Origin of the sequence: Janthinobacterium sp. P210006, assembly GCF_036231885.1 — a bacterium.
Taxonomy (GTDB): Bacteria; Pseudomonadota; Gammaproteobacteria; order Burkholderiales; family Burkholderiaceae_D; genus Janthinobacterium; species Janthinobacterium violaceinigrum.
Map to the genome: position 1 here is coordinate 1,146,479 of NZ_JAZARD010000001.1, position 20,083 is coordinate 1,166,561.

The 20,083-nt window shown below is 61.4% G+C and carries 18 protein-coding genes; 12 read left to right on the forward strand and 6 right to left on the reverse strand.

The window, feature by feature from the left end:
• The first annotated feature begins 50 nt into the window (after positions 1 to 50).
• A complete protein-coding gene (locus tag VPH41_RS05100) occupies positions 51 to 2,318 on the forward strand; it encodes a TonB-dependent receptor domain-containing protein (protein WP_328569160.1) in 2,268 nt (755 codons plus the stop codon).
• Between the two features lie 138 nt (positions 2,319 to 2,456).
• Here the strand turns inward: VPH41_RS05100 and VPH41_RS05105 are convergent, their stop codons facing one another.
• Positions 2,457 to 2,858, reverse strand: a complete 402-nt coding sequence (locus VPH41_RS05105) for a PRC-barrel domain-containing protein (RefSeq protein ID WP_070260375.1) — start codon at positions 2,856 to 2,858, stop codon at positions 2,457 to 2,459.
• 247 nt (positions 2,859 to 3,105) lie between these two features.
• Between VPH41_RS05105 and VPH41_RS05110 the strand changes: the two genes are divergently transcribed.
• The 3 genes from VPH41_RS05110 to ftsB all read left to right on the forward strand — a co-directional run bounded on the left by VPH41_RS05110 (position 3,106) and on the right by ftsB (position 6,569).
• Positions 3,106 to 4,758, forward strand: coding sequence for a CTP synthase (locus tag VPH41_RS05110; RefSeq protein ID WP_152258329.1), 1,653 nt, complete (start codon positions 3,106 to 3,108; stop codon positions 4,756 to 4,758).
• 141 nt (positions 4,759 to 4,899) lie between these two features.
• Positions 4,900 to 6,183 carry a phosphopyruvate hydratase gene (gene eno / locus VPH41_RS05115; protein ID WP_070260371.1) on the forward strand — a complete coding sequence of 428 codons (1,284 nt, stop codon included), beginning with the start codon at positions 4,900 to 4,902 and terminating at the stop codon, positions 6,181 to 6,183.
• Between the two features lie 62 nt (positions 6,184 to 6,245).
• The gene (gene ftsB / locus VPH41_RS05120) at positions 6,246 to 6,569 is read left to right on the forward strand and encodes a cell division protein FtsB (protein WP_328569161.1); all 324 of its coding nucleotides are present in this window, start codon (positions 6,246 to 6,248) and stop codon (positions 6,567 to 6,569) included.
• Positions 6,570 to 6,917: 348 nt separating this feature from the next.
• Here ftsB and VPH41_RS05125 read toward each other — a convergent pair whose 3' ends face one another.
• The 5 genes from VPH41_RS05125 to VPH41_RS05145 all read right to left on the reverse strand — a co-directional run bounded on the left by VPH41_RS05125 (position 6,918) and on the right by VPH41_RS05145 (position 12,553).
• Positions 6,918 to 7,196, reverse strand: coding sequence for a hypothetical protein (locus VPH41_RS05125; protein ID WP_287779048.1), 279 nt, complete (start codon positions 7,194 to 7,196; stop codon positions 6,918 to 6,920).
• A 152-nt stretch (positions 7,197 to 7,348) separates the two neighbouring features.
• On the reverse strand, positions 7,349 to 8,479 hold the full coding sequence (locus VPH41_RS05130) for a glycerophosphodiester phosphodiesterase (protein ID WP_152258332.1): 1,131 nt from the start codon (positions 8,477 to 8,479) through the stop codon (positions 7,349 to 7,351).
• Entirely contained in the window at positions 8,479 to 10,890 is a 2,412-nt protein-coding gene (locus VPH41_RS05135) for a TonB-dependent receptor (protein WP_328569162.1), read from the reverse strand. Before VPH41_RS05135 ends, VPH41_RS05130 begins: the two co-directional genes overlap by 1 nt.
• 153 nt (positions 10,891 to 11,043) lie before the next feature.
• Complete coding sequence (gene hslO, locus VPH41_RS05140) at positions 11,044 to 12,024, reverse strand: Hsp33 family molecular chaperone HslO (RefSeq protein ID WP_328569163.1); 981 nt, start codon at positions 12,022 to 12,024, stop codon at positions 11,044 to 11,046.
• A 4-nt stretch (positions 12,025 to 12,028) separates the two neighbouring features.
• Complete coding sequence (locus tag VPH41_RS05145; RefSeq protein ID WP_287779041.1) at positions 12,029 to 12,553, reverse strand: gamma carbonic anhydrase family protein; 525 nt, start codon at positions 12,551 to 12,553, stop codon at positions 12,029 to 12,031.
• 218 nt (positions 12,554 to 12,771) lie between these two features.
• Here VPH41_RS05145 and VPH41_RS05150 point away from each other — a divergent pair, with 218 nt between their 5' ends.
• The 8 genes from VPH41_RS05150 (at position 12,772) to bamC (ending at position 20,038) form a co-directional block, all read left to right on the forward strand.
• Entirely contained in the window at positions 12,772 to 13,650 is an 879-nt protein-coding gene (locus VPH41_RS05150; RefSeq protein ID WP_287779039.1) for an alpha/beta fold hydrolase, read from the forward strand.
• 101 nt (positions 13,651 to 13,751) lie between these two features.
• Positions 13,752 to 14,585: a 3',5'-nucleoside bisphosphate phosphatase gene (locus VPH41_RS05155; protein ID WP_328569164.1), complete on the forward strand. Its 834-nt coding sequence runs from the start codon at positions 13,752 to 13,754 to the stop codon at positions 14,583 to 14,585.
• A 179-nt stretch (positions 14,586 to 14,764) separates the two neighbouring features.
• A complete protein-coding gene (gene htpX / locus VPH41_RS05160; RefSeq protein WP_152284151.1) occupies positions 14,765 to 15,649 on the forward strand; it encodes a protease HtpX in 885 nt (294 codons plus the stop codon).
• A 38-nt stretch (positions 15,650 to 15,687) separates the two neighbouring features.
• Positions 15,688 to 16,311, forward strand: a complete 624-nt coding sequence (locus VPH41_RS05165; protein WP_077407642.1) for an L-threonylcarbamoyladenylate synthase — start codon at positions 15,688 to 15,690, stop codon at positions 16,309 to 16,311.
• 196 nt (positions 16,312 to 16,507) lie between these two features.
• Positions 16,508 to 17,185, forward strand: coding sequence for a site-2 protease family protein (locus tag VPH41_RS05170; protein WP_152258339.1), 678 nt, complete (start codon positions 16,508 to 16,510; stop codon positions 17,183 to 17,185).
• Positions 17,186 to 17,227: 42 nt separating this feature from the next.
• The gene (locus VPH41_RS05175; protein ID WP_328569165.1) at positions 17,228 to 17,800 is read left to right on the forward strand and encodes a class I SAM-dependent methyltransferase; all 573 of its coding nucleotides are present in this window, start codon (positions 17,228 to 17,230) and stop codon (positions 17,798 to 17,800) included.
• Positions 17,801 to 17,884: 84 nt separating this feature from the next.
• Positions 17,885 to 18,763 (forward strand): 4-hydroxy-tetrahydrodipicolinate synthase, encoded by an 879-nt coding sequence (gene dapA, locus VPH41_RS05180; RefSeq protein WP_328569166.1) that lies wholly within the window; start codon positions 17,885 to 17,887, stop codon positions 18,761 to 18,763.
• A gap of 81 nt (positions 18,764 to 18,844) precedes the next feature.
• A complete protein-coding gene (gene bamC / locus VPH41_RS05185) occupies positions 18,845 to 20,038 on the forward strand; it encodes an outer membrane protein assembly factor BamC (protein WP_152284149.1) in 1,194 nt (397 codons plus the stop codon).
• Positions 20,039 to 20,083 lie beyond the last annotated feature (45 nt).

The window sequence follows — 20,083 nt, forward strand, 5'->3', positions numbered from 1 at the left end:
ATGCCGATTGCTTTTCATTAAAAAATCTATCCATAACAAATCGAGGGTGTATGCATATCAAGAAGATGGCGCAAGCCGTGGGCGTCTGCGTGGCGTTGCTGGCGCAGCAGGCTGGGGCGCAGTCGCAGTCGCAGTCACAGGAGCGCGGCAAGGTGGAATTTTCTCCGCTGAATGTGTCGGGCGAGGCCGTGCCGGCGGAACGGCAGGCGCTGGAAAAACCGGGCGCCGTCAGCGCGCGCGGGGCCGATACGCGCCTGCAGAGCGTCGACCAGATCGTGCGCAGCATGCCGGGCACGTTCACGCAGATCGATCCGGCGCAGGGCGCCGTCAGCGTCAACATCCGCGGCCTGTCGGGCCTGGGGCGCGTCAACATGATGGTCGATGGCGTGAGCCAGAATTACTATGGCAGCGCGCCGTCGTCCGTGTCGCATGGCGGCGTGCCCAGCAGTCAGTTCGGCGCCCTGATCGACCCGAACTTCATCATCGGCGTGGACGTGTCGCGCGGTAATGTGGTCGGCGGCGACGGCGTCAATGCGCTGGCCGGCAGCGCCAATTTCCGCACCATCGGCGTCGATGACGTCGTGTTTGCCGGCGAAAAAACGGGGGCGCGCACGAAGATGTCCACCGGCAATAACGGCGTGGGACGCAGCGCCATGCTGGCCGTGGCCATGAAAAATCCCGCCTTCGACGGCGGCAGCGTGGGCTTCATGGCCGCCACCAGTGCCAGCGTGATCGGCAACAACTACAAGAATGCCAAGGGCGTCAACAGCGAGGAATTCGGTTTCGGCTACAACCGCTACTACAAGCAGAAGCCCAAGTCGCAGCTGCTCAAGCTGGACCTGAAATTGAGCGACTTCCACTCCCTGGAACTGTCGGCGCGCGATTACCGCAACACGTTTACGCGCCGCGATATCCAGAGCGATGACTACTACGTCAAATACCACTACACGCCGTTTTCGGAATTGATCGATTTCAATGTGGTGGCCAGCAGCAGCCGCGGCAACCAGAAATACATGCCCGAGGCGCTGACCAACTTTATCAACACCAACGCGGCCAACCGCGCGGATGCTCTCGACATCAACAACACCAGCAGCTTCAAGCTGGCGGGCGGCGATGCGCTGGTGACCATCGGCGGCAAACTGATGCGCAACAAGTACAGCAAGCACGTGGAAAGCCTGGTCGACGATCCCGACAATCCGGATGCCAACCAGCAATCGATCGAAAACAATACGTTTGGTCCCGAGGGCGTGCAAAAGATCAACAGCCTGTATGCGGGCCTGCAATACAATCGCGGCATCTACCAGGTCAATGCGGGCCTCAATTACACGCACTTCAACTTGACGGGCTACAAACCTGCCTGCGACTTGCGCGTGCAGTGCTTCCCGCAAGGGGCAAGCAATATTGCGCTCAAGGAGCATGGCATCAATCCCTCGCTGCTCGTTTCCGCCCAGGTGACGCCGTGGTTCCAGCCGTTTGCCAGCGCCGAGCGCACCATGCGCGGGCCGAATCCGCAGGAAGTATTTTTCTCGAATGACGGCGGGGCGTCGATGAACCCGTTCCTGAAGGGCGAGCGGGCCAGCACTTACCAGCTGGGCTTTAATTCCAGCTTGCATGGCTTGCTGAGCGCCAATGACGCGCTGAACTTCAAGGCCCTGTATTTCAAGAGCAAGATCGACGGCTATATCACCAGCCAGTCCTTCCTCGTGTGCGACAGCGGACGCAAGTGCAATATCGCGGAAGTGATCGCCAAGGACTGGCAGAATGTGGATGACTATGTGACCAATATGTATATCTACATCAACTCGGCCACGCCCGTGCACTCGCGCGGGTGGGAGCTGGAAGCGCAGTACCAGCTGGGCCCGGCTTTTGCGCGCCTGTCGTACACGCGCGAAAAGACCAGCCAGCCCACCTCGATCGCCAGCGCGTGGTTTGGCGCGGCCGACATCAGCGAGCTGCCCAGCACGTACTACAACCTCGACGTGGGCACGCGTCTGCTGGACAACAAACTGGAAGTGGGCGCCATCCTCAAGCACACGGGTTCGAACCGCCGCTTGTCGCCGGACAATGAAGCGGACGAGGCGACGGGCGAAGTGACGAAGGTGGACAATCCGAAGATTCCGGCCGTGATCGACCTGTACGCCAGCTACCAGGTCAGCAAGAACCTTTTCCTGCGCCTGTCCGTGCAGAACGCCATGAACAAGGATTTCTCGGAAGCGCTGAACCGCTTGAACTCGATGCCGTCCCAGTCGCAGGACAACACGCCGCTGAGCACGGCGCGGGGCAGGACGTATGTGGCGGGGCTGGAATACCGCTTCTAGTTTTTTAGCAAAGCTGCGACGCCTGACAAAACTGTAGCGAGCGGATGTGATTTGTGGCCGAGAAGCGCAGCTGTGCTATGGCACAGTGAGCATCGCCGGCCGCAAAGCGCACCGCGCAGTAAGTTTTGTCAGGTGTTATCAACGCGGCGTGGTGCCGTAGTAGCTGTGGATGGAATTGACCCACGTGGTATCGGCCATGTTCGGCCAGTTATCCGTGTCGAAGCCGGGCGCGTTTTCAATGCGTTCCTTGTCGACGTTCAAGGTGAAGCGCTTGTTGACGGTGTCGAGCAGCAGCGCTTCCCACGGCACGGCGAACAGCTTTTCGCCGATGGTGAAGACGCCGCCGTGCGACATGACGGCATAGGCAATCTTGCCGCTGCGCATGTCGATCATGATTTCCTTGATTTCGCCCAGGTGTTCATCCTTGGCGTTGTGCACATGGTCGCCGATCAGGGTGTCGGCACCCATCAGTTCAGGGCCGGGGCCTTTGTGGCCGCGGTTGACATACATGCCGTAGGCGTCGCGTTCTTCGTAGCTCATGATGGACCTCCTGTTGAAAAATCCCAGTCTGCGGCCGGGGCGCGGCAGGGTCTGTTCGGTCTCCCACACAAAGTATGGAATTGGAAATATTTCAATTATTGCCAGTGCGCAATTTTGTTGTGCGTAGACAGCAGGAGGGGGAGCGATAGTCGGCATTTGGCGCAAATTTCCACGCGCGGGGGGCGACGCAGGCGGGCTTTAGTGTATAATTTCAATTTCCCGCACGTGCCGTTCGGCACCATCTGCAATGACCAAATTTGTCTTCGTCACTGGTGGCGTTGTGTCTTCCCTTGGTAAAGGGATTGCCGCCGCCTCCCTCGCCGCGATCCTCGAATCGCGCGGCCTTAAAGTCACCATGCTCAAGCTCGACCCGTATATCAACGTCGATCCTGGCACGATGAGCCCTATGCAACACGGTGAAGTATTCGTTACCGACGACGGGGCCGAAACCGACCTCGACCTCGGTCACTACGAGCGCTTCATTTCCACCCGCATGAAAAAGGTGAATAACTTCACCACTGGCCAGATCTATGAATCGGTGATCCGCAAGGAACGCCGGGGCGAATATCTGGGCAAGACCGTGCAGGTGATTCCGCATATCACCAATGAAATCCAGGATTACATCCGCCGTGGCGCCGAAGGCTACGACGTGGCCCTGTGCGAAATCGGCGGCACCGTCGGCGATATCGAATCCTTGCCATTCCTGGAAGCGGCGCGCCAGCTGAGCCTGCGCGCCGGCCGCAAGAACACGGCGTTCGTCCACCTGACCCTGGTGCCTTACATCGCCTCGGCCGGTGAACTGAAAACCAAGCCGACCCAGCACTCGGTACAGAAGCTGCGCGAAATCGGCATCTTGCCAAACGCATTGCTGTGCCGCGCCGACCGCGCCATCCCGGAAGACGAGCGCGCGAAAATCTCGCTGTTCTCGAACATCGAGGAAGACGCCGTCATTTCCGTGTGGGATGTCGACACCATCTACAAAGTGCCGCAGATGCTGCACGACCAGGGCCTCGACAAGATCATCTGCGACGCGCTGGACCTCGATCCTGCACCGGCCGACCTGTCGATCTGGAGCAAGCTGATCTACACGATGGAACACCCGAAGGCGGAAGTGACCGTCGGCATGGTCGGCAAGTATGTCGAACTGACCGAGTCGTACAAGTCGCTGATCGAAGCGCTGCGCCACGCAGGCATCCACACGGAAAGCCGCGTCAACATCGAGTACATCGATTCGGAAGAAATCGAAACGACGGGTTGCGACAACCTGGCCAAGTACGATGCCATCCTGGTACCGGGCGGCTTCGGCAAGCGCGGCGTGGAAGGCAAGATCAAGGCCGCCCAGTTCGCCCGTGAAAACAAGATCCCTTACCTGGGCATCTGCCTGGGCATGCAAGTGGCCCTGATCGAATACGCGCGCAACAAGGCAGGCATGCCGAACGCGAATTCGACCGAGTTCGACCTTGATACGGATCAACCTGTCGTTGCGCTGATCAATGAGTGGCAAAACCACGATGGTAAAGTCGAGTTGCGCGATGAAAACTCGGACCTGGGCGGTACCATGCGCCTGGGCGCGCAGACCTGCGCCGTTAATCCGGGCACCCTCGCTGCCGAGATCTACGGCAGCGTGGTGACCGAGCGTCACCGCCATCGCTACGAAGCCAATAATCATTACCTGGCCCGTGTCGAAGCGGCTGGCCTGATCGTGTCGGCCCGCACGCCGAGCGAAGATTTGTGCGAAATCATGGAATTGCCACGCACGGGTGAAAATGCCCACCCATGGTATATGGGCGTGCAATACCATCCTGAGTTCAAATCGACGCCACGCACCGGCCATCCGCTGTTTACCTCGTTCATCAAGGCAGCGCTGGCGCACAAGGAAGCCAACGCCGCCGCGGAATAACGCGGGTCGATTGCGACAGTATTACCCGTAAGACAGCTCCCGGCCTGCCAGTCTGCGCCGGGAGTTTCTTTGCCCACTTTGTGCAATTGCGCATCAGAACGCAGTGTGCAGCCCCTGTTACGCTTAACTTTGGAGAATGACATGAGTGCTATTGTTGATATTATCGGTCGCGAGATCCTGGACTCGCGCGGCAATCCGACCGTCGAATGCGATGTGTTGCTGGAATCGGGCGTGATGGGCCGTGCGGCCGTGCCGTCGGGTGCCTCGACCGGTTCGCGCGAAGCCGTGGAATTGCGCGATGGCGATGCCAAGCGCTACTTCGGCAAGGGCGTGCTGCAAGCATGCGAAAACATCAACACCGAAATCTCCGAAGCCATCATGGGCCTGGACGCCAATGAACAGGCTTTCCTGGACCGTACCCTGATCGACCTGGACGGCACGGAAAACAAATCGCGCCTGGGCGCCAACGCCATCCTGGCCGTCTCCATGGCCGTGGCCAAGGCTGCCGCCGAAGAAGCGGGCTTGCCGCTGTACCGCTATTTCGGCGGTTCGGGCGCCATGCAGATGCCAGTGCCGATGATGAATGTCATCAACGGCGGCGCGCACGCCGACAACAACCTGGATATCCAGGAATTCATGATCATTCCCGTGGGCGCCCCGTCGTTCAAGGAAGCCGTCCGCTACGGCGCGGAAGTATTCCACACGCTGAAAAAGATCCTGCACAAGAAGGGCCTGAACACCAACGTGGGCGACGAAGGCGGTTTCGCGCCATCGCTGGCCAACCATGAAGAAGCCATCAAGCTGATCATCCAGGCCATCGAAGAAGCAGGCTACGAGCCAGGCACGCAGATCGCCATCGGCCTCGATTGCGCCGCGTCCGAGTTCTACAAGAACGGCAAGTACGAAATGGAAGGCGAAGGCCTGAGCCTGACGGCCACCGAGTTCACCAACCTGCTGGCGACCTGGTGCGACAAGTACCCGATCATCTCGATCGAAGACGCGATGCACGAAGGCGACTGGGACGGCTGGGCGATCCTCACCAAGGAACTGGGCAAGAAAGTGCAGTTGGTCGGCGACGACCTGTATGTCACCAACACCAAGATCCTGAAAGAAGGCATCTCGAAAGGCATCGCCAACTCGATCCTGATCAAGATCAACCAGATCGGCACCCTGACGGAAACGTTCGCCGCCATCGAAATGGCCAAGCGCGCCGGCTACACGGCCGTCATTTCGCACCGCTCGGGCGAAACGGAAGACTCGACCATCGCCGATATCGCCGTTGCCACGAACGCCCTGCAGATCAAGACGGGCTCGATGTCGCGCTCGGACCGCATGGCCAAGTACAACCAGCTGCTGCGCATCGAAGAAGACCTGGGCGACATCGCCAGCTATCCAGGACGCGATGCGTTCTATAATCTGAAGTAAGCTGCTGTAAAACCCACTGGCCGGCCGGAGATGTTCCGGCCGGTTTTTTAACTGAATGTCCCATGCGCCTCATTACGCTCGCCCTCGCAGCCCTGCTGCTGTTGATCCAATTTCCCCTCTGGCTGGGTAAAGGCGGCTGGCTGCGTGTTGCCGACATGGAAGCCCAAGTGGCGGTGGCCAATAAAAAGAACATGGAATTGAAGGCGCGCAACGCCAAGCTCGAATCCGAAGTGCGCGACCTGAAAGATGGTACGGGCGCCGTCGAAGAGCGTGCCCGCTATGAGCTGGGCATGGTCAAACAGAATGAGATTTTCGTGCAGATCGTGCGCAAGGGGCAAACCCCGCCACTGCTGGAAACGCCGGTGGACGCTGCCGCGTCGCGCTAGGACAGGATTACTTCCCTCTTGCCAGCCTGGACCGATTGCCAGGCTGACGCATCACAATTGCTGCACCTTGTACTGCTACACACGACTGCCGCATGGTGCGGCGGGTGGCTGCTGCCTGCTGCCGGATCAGAAACGGGCTTTGCCGGTCGAGATCAGGTAAAAATGGATGCCGGTGACCACGACGGCGACGGCGACCAGTACGGTTTCGAGAAACATCATAAAAATTCCAGTAAGTTAAGTAAATTGTTTATATAGTGTTAGCCTAAAAAAACGCCCAGGGCCAGGCGCCCAGCCGAAGACAGTACGCAAGTACGGCAAGGCGCCGGCAACGCCGCCCTGGACGTTTTTTTAACCGCGGGAAGCCAGGAAGCGGAGCTCGGCTGCCAGATTCGGCATCAGTTTTTCGTAGCGGTTCGCTTCCGAGTTCAGCAGGGCGAAATCGCGCTGGCTGGGACGCACATGGCGTTCCGTATCGGCGCTGGCGGTGCCTGCTGCAATGACTTCCTTCTGTGCCAGTTCGCTGTACGGCTTGGAAGCGAGCAGGGCGCCCAGGAAGGCGCGCGTGGCGCGGCCCAGGTTGCTGAAATAGTTGTCGTTGTTGCTGTAAGTGTTGGTAAAAGTGGACATATGCCCTCCATGAATGGTCTGTTGTTGCATTGCACAATAATGGAGTTCGCGATATATGTCTAATTCCAAATTCCAATTTCAGTAATTCAAGAAACGAATAATAAGGGCGTAGCCGCCGGCCACGCCCTGGAAATGAATTTGTTACGAAATGTTTATCCTGCGGCGATGCGTCCCAAACCCGGATCGTCGCTGAAAAAACCGTCGAGTCCCGTCTCGATGTAGCGGCGCATTTCCGCCACGGAGCCCGCTTCGTTGCGCGCATTTTCGCCATTGCCGTCGCGGAAATCGGCCGCCAGGAAACGGTTTTCCGGGCGGAAGGTCCACGTGTGCAGCAGCAAGCCTGCCTGGTGCGCATCGTCGACGATGGACGTGGGCTTGGCCAGGCGCTGATCGGCGCCCAGCGGGATCACGCCCCGCGTGGGCGGCGCCACCACGTCCGCGTAGGCGGCGATGTCGCGCAGGCCGGCCGGCGTCGTCATTTGCCCGAACGTCAGCTTGCCGCCCGCCTTGGCCACGTCCATGGGGCGCACATCGCCGCCCACCACCAGCTGCATCAGGCGCACGTTGGCGCGCCGTCCCAGCTTCTCGCGCAAGTATTTCAAATTCGCCACTTCGAAGGACTGGATTTCGATGGGCGCGCGGCGCGTGTACTCGTGCGCCAGCATGGTCGACAGGAAGCGGTCTTCCAGCGCCAGGCCCGCATCGCGGAAATATGTGGAGCTTTTCAGCTCCGGCACGAGGCCGATGACGCGTCCGCTGGCCGCTGATTGCGCTGCAACAAAATCGATGATTTCTTCCCACGTCGGGATCTGGAATTGTCCATCGTACAAGGTGTTGCCGGTGCGTACTTTCGGCAGCCGCTCGATGGCGCGCAGGGTTTTCAGTTCCGCCAGGGTGAAGTCGTCGACGAACCAGCCTTCGTGCCATTCGCCGTCGACCATCTTCTTGCCGCGCCGGCTCGCAAACTCGGGACGGCGCGCCACGTCGGTGGTGTCGATCAGATTGCTTTCATGGCGCGCGACCAGAATGCCGTCGCGCGTGGCCACCAGGTCCGGCTCCACGTAGTCGGCGCCGTCGAGGATGGCCTTGGCGTACGAGGCCAGGGTGTGTTCGGGGCGCAGGGCGCTGGCGCCCCGGTGCGCGAACACCAGCGGCCGCGATGGTGGCGTGGCCAACAGGCCCGCGGCAAAGCCGGGCGCGGCGGCCAGGGCCAGGCCGCCGGCGGCCGCCTGGACGAAGCTGCGGCGCGAGAAGTGCCGTTGCGGAAGGATAGGTGTACGCATCAGAAATCTGCCGTCAAGGTCAGGAAGCCCTGGCGCGGGGCGATGGGGAAGGTGTTGTATGTCTTGTCGGCCGCGCCCACCACCACGTTCAAGGAGCCTTCGCGGTTGGCCAGGTTGCTGACGTTGACACGCCAGCGCGGGTTTTTCAGCCAGCCGGCCATGGCCGGCAGCTTACCCGACACGCCCAGACCCATCAGGAAATAGCTGGGCACGGACAAATCGTTGGTGTACGTCGCGTAGCGCTTGCCCACATAGTCTCCCGTCAGCTGCACTTCGATATCGCCCACGGTGGCCGATGCCACGAACTTGTTCAGCCACTCGGGCGAGCCCGGCACGTTCTTGCCGGCGGTCAGCACCAGTGCGGCGCCATTGTTGTAATTGTCCGCGTACTGCGAGCGGTTGTACGACAGGGCATTGTAGAACGAAAAATTGTTGCCAAAGTGTACGGTACCGGCGATGTCGATGCCGTCCGTGCGCACGCTGCCCACGTTGGCCAGCACAGGGTTGCCGCCAATGATGGAGGAAATCACGGGCGTCGGGCTGATCTGCAGCAAACGGTTGCTGAAATCGACGTGATAGACGTTGACCTGGCCATCGATGGCCGTGATGGCGCCCAGGTTCAGCGGGTGGCTGCCGCGCACGCCCACTTCATAGGTGAGGGCCGTTTCCGGCTTGGCGTCGCGCTTGAACAGGTCGAAGGCGGCCTGGCTCGACAAGCTCCACGGCGAGGCGCCGCCGCCGCCGTAGGTGACGAACTGGCGCATGTTTTTCTGGATATTGAAGTACAGCTGGTCTTGCGGCGTGAAGTCCCAGCGCGCGCCGACCTGCGGCAGGAACCATTTCTTCGTGTTGATGGTGCCGACCGGCAAGGCCGTCGAGCCGCCGGCAATGGCGCCCTTGGCCGGCTGCACGGGGAACTGGCCATCGGCAAACTGCAGGCTGGACTTGAAGCCGGCCTGCAGGGCGATATCGGGACGGATGCGCCACTCATCCTGCAGGTGCAGCTGCACCACCTTGTTGTCGATCTCGCTGCCGTACTGCGTGATCAAGGGATTGCTGGGGCGGTCGTACGGCGAGGTGGGGTTGTTCACGTCCAGCGCATACCAGCGGCGGTAGGCGGAAGAGCGGTTCTGTTCCAGCCACAGGCCCGCTTCCAGCTGGTGCTCGCCGATTTCCTTGCGCAAGGTGGAAATGAAGCCGCCCCGCTTGATGTCGTATTCCGTCGTGCGCACGGCATAGCCCGAGTTGCCGAACACCTGTTTCAGGTTCTGGTTCGGGTAATACACGCTGAACAGGCCCGGCAAGCCGGCCACGCCGATGGGGCCGGCCACCACGCCCGCGCCGTCATCCTTGTGGTAATACACCTGGTTGGCCCACGTCGTGCCTTCGCCCAGATTGGCGTCGAACTTGGCGTAGGCCAGGTAGTCGGTGCGCTGCGCATCGCTGTAGTAGTTGCGGTAGTTGTTGCCGTCGGCGGCCGGCGTGGCACCCGTGGGCGACAGGTAATTGAGGGCCGCCTTGAAGTCCGGATACAGGAAGGGGCGCGTGTACGGCGCGCTCGTTTCGCCCGCCACGTGCACGGTGCTGTCTTCGTTCGGCTCGATCTTGTCCGAGTAATTGAAGAACAGGGTCAGCTTGCCCGCCTCGCTGCGGTTGACATATTTTGCGTTGAACTGGTCGCCGCCCTGGCGCGCATCGAAGTCCCAGGCGCGCGCTTCGTGGTGCAGGATGGAGAAATAGGCGCTGCTGCCGTCTCCGAAGGCGCCCGTGTCGTAGCGGGCAAACGTGCGCGAGGTGCGGTGGCTGCCCACCGTTTGCTGCACGCTGGCACCCTGCGTGGCCAGCGGGTCGCTGGAATAGGTTTCGATGGTGCCGCCCAGGTTGCTGGTCGAGGCCGTGGCCAGGTCGCCCGCGCCCGACGACAGCACGACGCTGCGCACGTTTTCGCTGATCACGGCGCGCTGCGGCGACAGGCCGTTGTAGTTGCCGTATTGCTGGTCGCCCAGCGGCACGCCATCCATGGTGTAGCCGAGTTGCTGACCGGAAAAGCCGTGCACGAACAGCGACAGGTTTTGCTCGTTGTTGCCCCATGGATCGGCCGTCTGGAAGCTGACGCCGGGCAAGGTTTGCAGGGCTTTCAGGGGATTCGTGCCGGGCAGGATTTTCTGGATTTCATTCTTGCTCAGTGCCACGGAGGAGCGCGTCTTGCGCGAGGAAATCTCCACGGTGGCCATCGGGGCATTGTCGTCGGCAGCGGGGGCCGCAGCGGCCATGTCGGTGGCGGCGGACGCCACGGCGGCGGCCACGGCCGTTTGCGCCAGGGCAGGCAGGGAGAGGCCCGCGGCGCAAGCGCCCAGCAAAACATGGAAGGAATGGCGGCGCAGGGCCAGCGTCAAGTGGGAGTTCATCATCAGCCTGTGGAAAGTATTGGAAGTAATACAAGCTGCGCAGCGTAACGGCGGCGCGTGACGGGCTGATGACGAACTGATGACGGGAAGATGACAGCGGAAACAATTGCGCCGCCTCAGGGGCGGCGCGGCAGATTCATTGCGAAAGTGTAATGATCAGTTGATGCTGGCGGCTGGCGGGATGAGAACCTCGGCCGGTGCATCCGTGACGAACAGCTGCGCGCAATCGACCTTGTCGAATTCATAGTGCTGACCGCAGAAATCGCAGTTCACGCCCACTTGGCCCACTTCTTCCAGGGTGCTGTTGACTTCTTCCTCGCCCAGCATCTTGAGCATATTGCCCACTTTTTCGCGCGTGCAGCTGCAATGGAAGCTCGGGTGCAGGGGATCGAAGACGCGGATGGTTTCTTCCCAGAACAAGCGCTGCATCAGGGTGTCGATGTCCGTCGACAGGATTTCCGCCTCTTTCAGGGTCGAGGCCAGCATCACGGCGCGGTTCCATGTGTCCAGCGCGTCTTCTTCCGACACGGGCGTCGCTTCGGCCTTGCCGCCATGGTGGGGCAGCTTTTGCAGCAGCAGGCCGCGCGAGACGGTGTCGTCCGTGGCCAGCCACAAGCGCGTGTCGAGTTGTTCCGAACGCAACATGTAGTTTTCGATCACGGTCGCCATGTCGTCGCCGTCCAGCGGCACGATGCCCTGGTACGGCTGCTGGCCCGGCACCTTGTCGGCCGGGTCCAGGGTGATGATGAAGCGGCCCTTGCCCGTGGCGTTGAGCAATTGCGGCACGGTGGCCACGTCGGCAATGGCGGCGTCCGGGTCCAGCTTGGCCGTGGCGCGCAGGCGCAGGTCGGAATCGCACTCGACCACCATCAGGCGCACGGGACCGTCACCATGGATTTGCATGATGATGGAGCCGTTGAATTTCAGGTTGGCCGACAGCAGGGCGGCGGCAGCCACCATTTCGCCCAGCACTTTTTTCACGGCCGTGGGGTAGGCGTGGCGCGACACCACTTCCTGCCAGGTACCGGAGACGTCGATGAACTGGCCGCGCACGGCGGCATTGTCGAAAATAAACTTTTGCAGGGTATCCTGGCCCGGAAGGGCTGCGCTGACAGCGCCTGTGGTTTCAGTCGTCATTCTTTTATCCAATCTTCTTGAGTTGCGTATTAAATAGCTGGCCGCGCTGCACATAGTTCACGGCGTTGCCTTGTAGCCTGGTGATATCGTCTGCCGTCAGGGCCCGCACGGCTTTCGCCGGTGAGCCGATGATCAGCATATTGTCGGGAAATTCCTTGCCTTCCGTGACCAGGGCGCCTGCGCCGACCAGGCAGCCTTTGCCGATCTTCGCGCCGTTCAGGATCACGGCCTGGATGCCGACCAGGGCGCCATCGCCGATAGTGCATCCATGCAACATCGCCTGGTGGCCGATGGTCACGTTCCGGCCGATGTCCAGCGGGTAGCCCGGGTCCGTGTGCAGCACGGCGCCTTCCTGCACATTGCTGTTGGCGCCCACCGTGATGCGTTCGTTGTCGCCGCGGATCGTGGCGCCGAACCATACGGACGTATTCGCTTCCAGCGTGACCTTGCCGATCACATTGGCCGTGTCGGCAACAAAAGCGGAAGCGTCAATCTGCGGCGCATGGTCGCCCAATTGGTAGAGTGTCATCGTTAGCCTGTGGCGGTGGTGGAAGCGCCGGGCACGGCCGGACGCTGGAATGTACGCTATTTTACGCTGTTGCGTGACAAGTCTTGATGGCCGTGCCCAAGGCCGGCGCCGATCCGCTATAATTATCGAACGGTCGTACTTTTATATCCGTATTATCTACAGACACAGCATGTGGCGCCATCCGCGCCACTTTCAAGGCAGGCAATGAGATGAAACCCATGAAACTTTCCCGTTCCGAATTCATCAACATCCGCGGCGCCCGCACGCATGTGCGCCATTGGGGCCGCGACGGCGCGCCCATCCTGTTCATGGTGCACGGCTGGATGGACGTGGCTGCCTCGTTCCAGTTCGTCGTCGACGAGCTGGCGGGCGACTGGCACGTGATCGCACCCGACTGGCGCGGCTTTGGCCTGAGCGACTACACGCAGTCCGATACCTACTGGTTCCCCGACTACCTGGCCGACCTGGATGCCATGCTGCTGCATTACTCGCCCGATGCGCCCGTCAACCTGCTGGGCCACAGCATGGGCGCCAACGTGGCGGGCCTGTACGCGGGCGTGCGGCCCGAACGCATCAGCCGTTTCATCAACCTGGAAGGCTTCGGCATGATGGCGACGAAGCCCGAGCAGGCGCCGGGCCGCTACGCCAAGTGGCTGGATGAATTGCGCGAGCCGCCCGCCATGCGCAGCTATCCCACGCAAAAGGCCGTGGCCGAGCGCCTGCAAAAGACCAATCCGCGCCTGCCGGACGCGCGCGCGGCCTTCCTGGCCGAGCATTGGTCGGCGCAGAACGAGGCGGGCGAGTGGGACATCATGGGCGACCCGCAGCACAAGCGCGTCAATCCCATCCTGTACCAGGTGGAAGAAGTGATGGCGTGCTGGCGCCGCATCACGGCGCCCGTGCTGTGGGTGGAGGCCGACGATACAAATATGTGGCAATGGATGGGGCCAAAGGACGAGGCGCGCATCGAGATCGACCGGCGTTTGGCCTGCATCAAGGATGTGCGCTGCGAGATGATGGCGGATGCGGGCCATATGCTGCATCATGATCAGCCGCAAGCGCTGGCGCGCCTGGTGGAAACCTTCCTGGCGCAGTAAGCCACGGGGCAACTGTGTCGCTAACGCGACTTCCTTATCGGGCAAGCAGCGTACAATGAAAACTTCTTCCATGCTGAGCCCGTGCAGGGTATTGTTTTCACATGCTTAAAGTCGACCTGCATTGTCATTCGAATATTTCCGACGGCGTGCTGTCACCGGCCGCCGTGGCTGCCCACGCCCGCAAGGCGGGCGTCGACGTATGGGCACTGACGGACCACGATGAAGTGTCCGGTGTCGCCGCCGCGCGCACGGCCGCGCTGGACTTGGGCATGCGCTTCGTGGCCGGCGTGGAAATTTCCATCACGTGGGCCGGCGAAACGGTGCACATCGTGGGCCTGCAAGTCGATGAAAACAATCCGGGTCTCGTGCAGGGCTTGCACCGCACGCGTTCGGGGCGCGACGCGCGCGGCCGCGAGATCGCCCGCCAGCTGGACCTGGCCGGCATCCCGGATGCGTATGAAGGGGCGCTGAAATTCGTCGGCAACCCGGATCTGATGTCGCGCACGCACTTTGCCCGCTACATCGTGGAAACGGGGAAGTGCGCGAATATCCCCGACGTGTTCAAGAAATACCTGTCGGAAGGCAAGCCTGGCTATGTCGAGCACCGCTGGGCCACCCTGACCGAAGCCGTGGGCTGGATACGCGGCGCGGGCGGCGTGGCCGTCATTGCCCATCCGGGCCGCTACCGCTTCAGCGACATGGCGCAAGGCGTGCTGTTCGATGAATTCAAGCAGCTGGGCGGCGTGGCCATCGAAGTCGTCACGGGCAGCCACAGTCCGGACCAGTATCCGGAATACGCGCAACTGGCCAATGCCTACGGCTTCCTTGCCTCGCGCGGCACGGACTTCCATGCGCCAGGCGAGTCGCGCGTGGATTTTGCCATGCTGCCGCCATTGCCAGCCAACGTCACCCCGATCTGGCACGACTGGTTCTAATACCGTTGAAAATCTGCTGCGCGGCGCGCTGTACTCAAGTACAGCTGCGCTTCTCGGCCACAAATCACTGCCGCTCGCGACGATTTTCTTGGGCATTCAGTGCAGGATGTGCTCGGGCTTGAAAAGTCGCGACAGCACACTTATCTTTTAGTTATTCTTGTTTTCCGGAGCCATCGCCCATGAAACGTATCGTCCTTTTTATTGCAACCAACCTGGCCGTGATGCTGGTGCTGTCGCTCGTCCTCAGCTTGCTGGGCGTGGGCAATCCGGCGCGCGGCAGTACCCTGAACCTGGGCAGCCTGCTCGTGTTTTCGCTGGTGGTGGGCTTCACGGGGTCGATCTTTTCGCTGTTGATCAGTAAACCCATGGCCAAGTGGAGCACGGGGGCGCGCGTGATCGACAACCCGACCTCGTCGACGGAATTGTGGCTGGTCAACACCGTGCGCGCGCTGTCCGAGCGGGCCGGCATCGGCATGCCGGAAGTGGCCGTGTACGAAGGCGACGCGAATGCGTTTGCCACGGGCGCCTTCAAGAATTCGGCGCTGGTGGCCGTGTCCACCGGCTTGCTGCAAAGCATGAACCGCGATGAAGTCGAAGCCGTGCTGGGCCACGAGATCGCCCACGTGGCCAATGGCGACATGGTCACCCTGACCCTGATCCAGGGCGTGGTGAATACCTTTGTCGTCTTCATGGCCCGCGTGGTGGGTTTCTTTGTCGACAATGTGCTGCTGAAAAATAACAACCGCGAGGGCGGCGGACGCGGCATCGGCTATTTCGTCACCGTGATGGTGTGCGAAGTGATCTTCGGCTTGCTCGCGTCCATCATCGTGGCCTGGTTCTCGCGCCAGCGCGAATTCCGCGCCGACGCCGGTTCCGCCAAGCTGCTAGGCAGCCCCACGCCGATGATGCATGCGCTGGCCCGCCTGGGCGGCGTGCAGCCGGGCGAGCTGCCCCAATCGATGCAGGCGCTGGGCATCAGCGGCGGCAATGGCGGCTGGGGCGCGCTGTTTGCCACCCATCCGCCGATCGAGCAACGTATTGCCGCGCTGCGCGGCGTACAATAATGCTAACTTAACAAGCTGGTTCGCCAGAACGCTTACACATGAGTCAATTTTTCCATATTCACCCTGATAATCCGCAATTGCGCCTGATCAAGCAGGCGGCGCAGATCATCCAGTCCGGCGGCGTCGTGGCCTTGCCCACGGATTCCTGCTACGCGCTGGTGTGCCAGCTCGACGACAAGGGCGCCGTCGAGCGCCTGCGCCGCATCCGCGGCGTGGATGAAAAGCACCATTTAACCTTGCTGTGCCGCGACTTGAGCGAGCTGGGCGTGTATGCCCGGGTCGACAACCGCCAGTTCCGCCTGCTCAAGGCGGCCACGCCGGGCGCCTACACCTTCATCCTGGAAGCGACCAAGGAAGTGCCGCGCCGCCTCAGCCATCCTTCGCGCAAGACCATCGGCCTGCGCGTGCCGCAGCACCGCATCGTGCAATGCCTGCTGGAAGAGCTGGGCCAGCCGCTGCTGGGCGCCACATTGACCTTGCCTGGCGACGAAGACAGCCTGACGGACGCCGACACCATCCGCGAGCGCCTGGAAAAACTGGTCGACCTGATCGTCGACGGCGGCGTCTGCGCGCATGGCCCCAGCACCGTGATCGACCTGACGGGGCCGGAGCCGGAAGTGGTGCGCGTGGGGCGTGGCGACCCGGCCGTGCTGGGTCTGTAGGAGATTGCATTTACCTATCTTTACAACGCCTGACAAAACTGTAGCGAGCGGCAGCGAGTTGTGGCTAAGAAGCGCAACTGTGCTTTGGCACAGTGAGCATCGCAGGCCGCAAATCGCGACGCGCAGTAGGTTTTGGCAGGTGTTCTTAATGACAACATAAGAAAGGGGCTAGGACGCCTCTGGTAGAATCGCGGTCATGAGCGATTTCAATACGATAGTCCAGACCGTTGCGGTGTACCTGGTGCCGGTGCTGTTTGCCATTTCCCTGCATGAGGCGGCGCACGGCTACGCCGCCCGCTATTTCGGCGATCCCACGGCGTCGAACGAGGGCAGGCTGAGCCTCAATCCCATCCGGCATATCGATCCTTTCGGCACGATCCTGCTGCCCTTGATACTGTATTTCACGATCCAGGTGCCGTTCGGCTATGCCAAGCCCGTGCCCGTCGATTTCAGCCGCCTGCGCAATCCGAAGAAGCAGATGGCCTGGGTGGCGTTTGCCGGCCCTGGCGCCAATTTCGTCATGGGCCTGGGCTGGATGATCGCCTTCGTCGTGCTCAGCGTGCTGCCGCCGACGGAAATGGGCATGTTTTTCCGCAAGATGGCCGGTGCCGGCGTCAGCGTGAATGCGGCCATGTTCGTGTTTAACCTGATACCCGTGCCGCCGCTCGATGGCGGGCGCATCATGACGGGCTTGCTGCCGATGCAGCTGGCGCGTCCCTACGCCAGCATCGAGCGCTATGGCCTGTACGTGTTCGGCGCCCTGGTGCTGCTGATGTACACGGGCATTCTGAACCGCGCCCTGCTGGCGGCAATCGAATTTGTCATCGGCATTTTTGTCACCCTGGTCACGCCCCTGACGGCCCTGTTGACTTGATGCCCGCAACTGGATGTATGCAAATAATTGATGGAAGTAGCGATGCAAGTAACTGAACCAACAATAGAAACCGAAGCGATTTCCGGCTGGCTGCGCCGCTGGGCGCCATTGATCCCGGGCGGCGAAGTGCTGGACCTGGCCTGCGGCGCAGGCCGCCATGCGCGCCACCTGGTGACCCTGGGCCACCCCGTGATCGCGCTCGACCACGATCCGGAAATGCTGGAAAAAGCGGCCGGCACGGGCATCACCACCTCGCTGGTGGACCTGGAAGCGCCGGGCGCCGCGTGGCCGTTCGCTGCGGGCCGCTTTGCCGGCATCGTCGTCACCAATTATCTGCACCGGCCCTTGCTGGAAGCCATGGTGGCCAGCCTGGCGCCCGATGGCGTGCTGCTGTATGAAACCTTTGCTGAAGGCAATGAGCAGTTCGGCAAGCCGTCGAATCCGAAATTCCTGCTGAAGGAAGGCGAAATGCTGGCCTGGGCGGTGCAGCAGGGCTTGCGTGTGGTAGCGTATGAGGATGGGCGCGTGGAACAGCCAAAAGCTGCTCTGGTGCAACGAATTTGTGCCGTCCGGCCGGATTTTCCACGGTTGGCAGCCCTGCTGCCAACGTTTTGAGCGGCCATACTATGTCAGAATGCACCACAGGCGCGGGCTATCCGCTACAATCGTTGTTTTATTTATCGGCGCTATAAACTTACTATGATCAAGGGCAGCATTGTAGCAATCGTCACCCCGATGCACGCAGACGGCAGTCTGGACTTTCCAGGTCTGCGCAAGCTGATTGACTGGCATATCACCGAGGGTACGGACGGCATCGTCATCGTTGGCACGACGGGCGAATCGGCAACGGTCAGCGTGGAAGAACACTGCGAACTGATCCAGTTGACCGTCGAACATGCCAAGGGACGCATTCCTATCATCGCCGGCGCCGGTGGCAACTCCACGGCCGAGGCCATCAAACTGACGCGCTACGCGAAAGAAGCGGGCGCAGATGCTGTCTTGCAAGTTGTGCCGTACTACAACCGTCCTACCCAGGAAGGCATGTACCAGCACTTCAAGGCCATCGCCGAAGCCGTCGACATTCCCGTCATCCTGTACAACGTGCCGGGCCGTACCGTTGCCGACATGAGCAACGAGACCATCGTGCGCCTGTCCGCCATCCCGAATATCGTCGGCGTGAAAGATGCGACCGGCAATATCGGCCGCGGCATCGACCTGCTGCGCCTGGTTCCAGCGGACTTCGCCGTGTACTCGGGCGACGATCCGACGGCCATGGCGCTGATGTTCTGCGGCGGCCACGGCAACATTTCCGTGACGGCCAACGTTGCGCCGCGCGCCATGCACGAACTGTGCGTGGCAGCCATGGCGGGCGAACGTGCCACGGCCATTGCCATCAATAACAAAGTTTTCCCTTTGCACCAGAAATTGTTTGTCGAGCCCAACCCGGTGCCCGTCAAATGGGCGCTGGCCGAAATGGGCCTGATGCCGGCTGGCATACGCTTGCCACTGGTGCCACTGGCTGAGAATTGCCATGCCACCGTGCGCGATGCCTTGCGCGACGCCGGTATCCTGTCTTAAGCCGAACCTTTAAGCCCGGGCTTGACCAGTCCGGACCTTCCCTGATTCCAGCTGCTACTTAGCTTCTTATCCAGTTACGACATGACTAATTGCAAGAAAACCAAACCGGCGCCTGCCACCATCGCCGTCCGCGGCATCGTCATCGGCGCCGTCGCAGCCAGCCTCGCGGGCTGCGGCATGATCAGTTCGGTAGTCGGCGGCGACAAGGTCGACTACAAGTCGGTCAAGAAAGCCGGCACCCTGGACGTGCCGCCTGACCTGACGCAATTGCAGCAGGACAACCGCTACTCGCTGCCGGATGCGAAAAACGGCGTGGCCACGGCTTCCGGCTACAACGCGCAGCGCAACGCCACGGCGGGCACGCCCGTCGTCGTGGGCGCGGACGGCACGGTGGGCGTCGTGCCCGTCACGGCAGGCGGCGTCAAGGTCGAGCGCGCGGGCAACCAGCGCTGGCTGGTCGTCAAGCAGTCGCCTGAAGTGCTGTGGCCGCAACTCAAGCAGTTCTGGGAAGATTCGGGCTTTACCATCGCCATCGACCAGCCGACGGCTGGCATCATGGAAACCGAGTGGAACGAGAACCGCGCGAAGGTGCCGCAGGACTTTATCCGCAGCACCATCGGCAAGGCCTTCGATTCGCTGTACTCGACGGGTGAAAAAGACAAGTTCCGCACGCGCGTGGAACGCCTGGCGGACGGTTCGACCGAAATCTACATCAGCCACCGCGGTGTGGAAGAGGTCGTTACGGGCCGCGACAAGGAAACCACCACCTGGACGGCGCGCCCGAACGATCCGGGCCTGGAAGCGCAATTCCTGGCCAAGCTGATGACGCGCCTGGGCGCGGCCAGCGACGATGCTCAAGCGAAGACGGCCGTGGACGCCGCCATCGTGCAGCCGCAGCACGCCAAGCTGGTGGGCGATGCCGCCACGCCGGCGCGCGCCATCGAAGTCGATGAAGGTTTCGACCGCGCCTGGCGCCGTGTGGGCCTGGCGCTGGACCGTGTCGGCTTCACCGTGGAAGACCGCGACCGCACGCAAGGCACGTATTTCGTGCGTTACGTCGATCCGGACGCAGTCAAGAAAGATGGTTTCTTCTCGAAACTGTTCAGCTGGGGCTCGTCGTCCGACAAGGATAAGGAAGCGCAGCGCTACCGCGTCCTGGTCAAGGCCGGCAATGGCTCGACCAGCCTGGTCAGCATCCTCAGCAATGAAGGCCAGCCCGATATCTCGCCAGTGGCCGAGAAGATCCTGGGTCTGCTGAATGACCAGCTGAAGTAAGCGCGATATACGCGGCAGGCGTCAGAACCTGCTGCGCATTAAAAA

Coding starts and splice junctions, on each gene's coding strand:
- VPH41_RS05100 (WP_328569160.1), top strand. CDS start 51: ATGCATATCAAGAAGATGGCGCAAGCCGTGGGCGTCTGCGTGGCGTTG.
- VPH41_RS05105 (WP_070260375.1), bottom strand. CDS start 2,858: ATGAGCTACGAAGAACGCGACGCCTACGGCATGTATGTCAACCGCGGC.
- VPH41_RS05110 (WP_152258329.1), top strand. CDS start 3,106: ATGACCAAATTTGTCTTCGTCACTGGTGGCGTTGTGTCTTCCCTTGGT.
- eno (WP_070260371.1), top strand. CDS start 4,900: ATGAGTGCTATTGTTGATATTATCGGTCGCGAGATCCTGGACTCGCGC.
- ftsB (WP_328569161.1), top strand. CDS start 6,246: ATGCGCCTCATTACGCTCGCCCTCGCAGCCCTGCTGCTGTTGATCCAA.
- VPH41_RS05125 (WP_287779048.1), bottom strand. CDS start 7,196: ATGTCCACTTTTACCAACACTTACAGCAACAACGACAACTATTTCAGC.
- VPH41_RS05130 (WP_152258332.1), bottom strand. CDS start 8,479: ATGCGTACACCTATCCTTCCGCAACGGCACTTCTCGCGCCGCAGCTTC.
- VPH41_RS05135 (WP_328569162.1), bottom strand. CDS start 10,890: ATGATGAACTCCCACTTGACGCTGGCCCTGCGCCGCCATTCCTTCCAT.
- hslO (WP_328569163.1), bottom strand. CDS start 12,024: ATGACGACTGAAACCACAGGCGCTGTCAGCGCAGCCCTTCCGGGCCAG.
- VPH41_RS05145 (WP_287779041.1), bottom strand. CDS start 12,553: ATGACACTCTACCAATTGGGCGACCATGCGCCGCAGATTGACGCTTCC.
- VPH41_RS05150 (WP_287779039.1), top strand. CDS start 12,772: ATGAAACTTTCCCGTTCCGAATTCATCAACATCCGCGGCGCCCGCACG.
- VPH41_RS05155 (WP_328569164.1), top strand. CDS start 13,752: ATGCTTAAAGTCGACCTGCATTGTCATTCGAATATTTCCGACGGCGTG.
- htpX (WP_152284151.1), top strand. CDS start 14,765: ATGAAACGTATCGTCCTTTTTATTGCAACCAACCTGGCCGTGATGCTG.
- VPH41_RS05165 (WP_077407642.1), top strand. CDS start 15,688: ATGAGTCAATTTTTCCATATTCACCCTGATAATCCGCAATTGCGCCTG.
- VPH41_RS05170 (WP_152258339.1), top strand. CDS start 16,508: ATGAGCGATTTCAATACGATAGTCCAGACCGTTGCGGTGTACCTGGTG.
- VPH41_RS05175 (WP_328569165.1), top strand. CDS start 17,228: ATGCAAGTAACTGAACCAACAATAGAAACCGAAGCGATTTCCGGCTGG.
- dapA (WP_328569166.1), top strand. CDS start 17,885: ATGATCAAGGGCAGCATTGTAGCAATCGTCACCCCGATGCACGCAGAC.
- bamC (WP_152284149.1), top strand. CDS start 18,845: ATGACTAATTGCAAGAAAACCAAACCGGCGCCTGCCACCATCGCCGTC.